General features: G+C 47.3%; 3 protein-coding genes. All 3 read left to right on the top strand.

The window, feature by feature from the left end:
• Nucleotides 1-57 precede the first annotated feature (57 nt).
• Complete coding sequence (locus VIM87_RS15830) at nt 58-1,167, top strand: hypothetical protein (RefSeq protein WP_331997933.1); 1,110 nt, start codon at nt 58-60, stop codon at nt 1,165-1,167.
• A 99-nt stretch (nt 1,168-1,266) separates the two neighbouring features.
• Nucleotides 1,267-1,830 (top strand): Crp/Fnr family transcriptional regulator, encoded by a 564-nt coding sequence (locus VIM87_RS15825; protein WP_331997932.1) that lies wholly within the window; start codon nt 1,267-1,269, stop codon nt 1,828-1,830.
• Nucleotides 1,831-1,905: 75 nt separating this feature from the next.
• The coding region (locus VIM87_RS15820) for a DMT family transporter (protein WP_331997931.1) at nt 1,906-2,105 on the top strand (200 nt) is incomplete at its 3' end.

The raw sequence follows: 2,105 nt of genomic DNA, 5'->3' as shown, positions 1-2,105 counted from the left end.
AGCATTAATAACCCTTCAAATACAGTGGCAATTTAAATTAAGAAAAACCATCTATCTATGAAAACCAGTTATTTACAACGTGTAGTGTTAACCGTTACAATGACGTTTATTTTTACCGGTTGCAGCAAAAGCGAAACTTCAGATGCCAGCAAGGCAAACCCGGAACCTGTTAATCCGGCGGTAGTGAGTGCAGCCGCATGTTCCGCCCCGGCATGGGCATCCCTGAACGGAGGCACTACCGGCGGCGGCGCCGCAACGCCCACCATCGTTACTACTTATGACGCTTTAAAAGCCGCTATCCAGGATAAAAGCATTAAAGTGATCCAGGTTAACGGCGCCATTACCATCCCCTCCGGAGGCCGCATCTCTTTCCAGGACCAGACCGGCAAAACCCTCTTTGGCAGCGCAAACGCGAAATTGGTTTCAACAGACCAGACTAAGGATAACTCAGGGATTATCTATGTCAAGAGGTGCAGCAACATCATTATCCGCAACCTGGTATTTGAAGGGCCGGGCGCATATGATGTGGATGGCTGGGATAATGCCACACTGGATGCCTGTAATAATGTATGGGTAGACCATTGTGAATTCAGGGATGGGGTAGATGGCGACTTTGATATTAAGAACAGCTCCGACTACATTACGGTTTCCTATTGCAGGTTCACGTATTTAAAACCGCCAAAAGCAGGCGGCTCAGGCGGTGCTGATGATCACAGGTTCACTAACCTGATCGGCTCCGGTGACGGCGCTACTGCAGACAGGGGCCACCTGCGCATTACTTTTGCACGATGCTGGTGGGCAGCAGGCTGCGTGGCAAGAATGCCGCGTGTACGTTTTGGCCAGGTACATATTGTGAACAGCTACTTTAACAGCACCGCCGGCAAAAGCTGTGTACAGGCAGGTTTTGAAGCAAACCTGTTAATAGAGGCCAATGTTTTTGAGAACGTTAAGAACCCGGTTGACCTGATGGATAAAACTTCTGCTGCCGTGCAAATGAAAGGCAATACTTTAACCGGCACTTCAGGTAATGCCGCCGGTAATGGAGTTACAGCATTTACACCGCCTTACAATATTACAATACTCGATGCATCCGGTGTAAAGGCAATGGTAACAGCATCCAATGGCGCCGGGGCAACCTTAACAGGCAATACCTGCTCAGCGCTGTAACTGCAGCAAGGGTGGGAAGTTATCTATTGAAGCCGTCTCATAATGAATGGGACGGCTTCTTTATTTGTATTCCGTATTTTTACCTTCAAACATGCGCTAATGGATATCGATGCTATCATTGACAATGTATACCTGCTGCCCGAAAAGTCCAGGGAGCGCCTGAAAGCAGGCATTTCGGAAGTAACCTATGCCAGGGGGCATTTCCTGTTCAAAGTCAACAAGATTAGTTCAGATATTTACTTCATAAAAAAAGGGATCGTGCGTGCCTATGCAGAAACAGCCGGTAACGAGGTCACTTTCTGGTTCGGCAAGGAAGGGGATACGGTGATCTCCATGAAAAGTTATGTGCACGATCAAAAAGGATATGAAAATATAGAGCTGCTGGAGCCCTGCGAACTATATCAAATGAAGGCCGAAAGCCTGCGCAGGCTGTTTAACGAAGATATTCATATAGCCAACTGGGGAAGGAAATTTGCAGAGCAGGAGCTGGTAAAGGTAGAAGAGCGGCTTATTTTCCGGCAATGCAGAACCGCTACAGAACGCTACAAAGAGCTGATGGCAACCGATCCTGAACTACTGCAGCGGGTTCAGCTGGGCCATATCGCTTCTTACCTGGGCATGACGCAGGTTAGCTTAAGCAGGATCCGTGCTGAATTAAAATAGCAGGCTGCTTTTTTATCATTTGTAAAATTTTTACTCCCGGTAACATGCGAACTTGCAGTTATAAAATCAATTAGCATGAACTGGATCATTTTAATTATCGCCGGCTTGTTTGAAGTAGCATTCACCTCCAGCCTTGGAAAGGCAAAAGCAACAACCGGCATGGCTATGTATTTATGGTATGGCGCTTTCCTGTTTTCATTGGTAGCCAGTATGCTTTTACTTATGAAAGCTACTCAAAACCTGCCTTTGGGCACGGCCTACGCGGTATGGACGGG

Origin of the sequence: Chitinophaga sp. (assembly GCF_036569125.1) — a bacterium.
GTDB lineage: Bacteria > Bacteroidota > Bacteroidia > Chitinophagales > Chitinophagaceae > Chitinophaga.
This window is presented reverse-complemented; position numbering and strand designations above follow the sequence as displayed.

Bases quoted from the DNA above. Each gene is read 5' to 3' on its own strand.
- VIM87_RS15825 (WP_331997932.1), top strand. From the start codon at position 1,267: ATGGATATCGATGCTATCATTGACAATGTATACCTGCTGCCCGAAAAG.
- VIM87_RS15830 (WP_331997933.1), top strand. From the start codon at position 58: ATGAAAACCAGTTATTTACAACGTGTAGTGTTAACCGTTACAATGACG.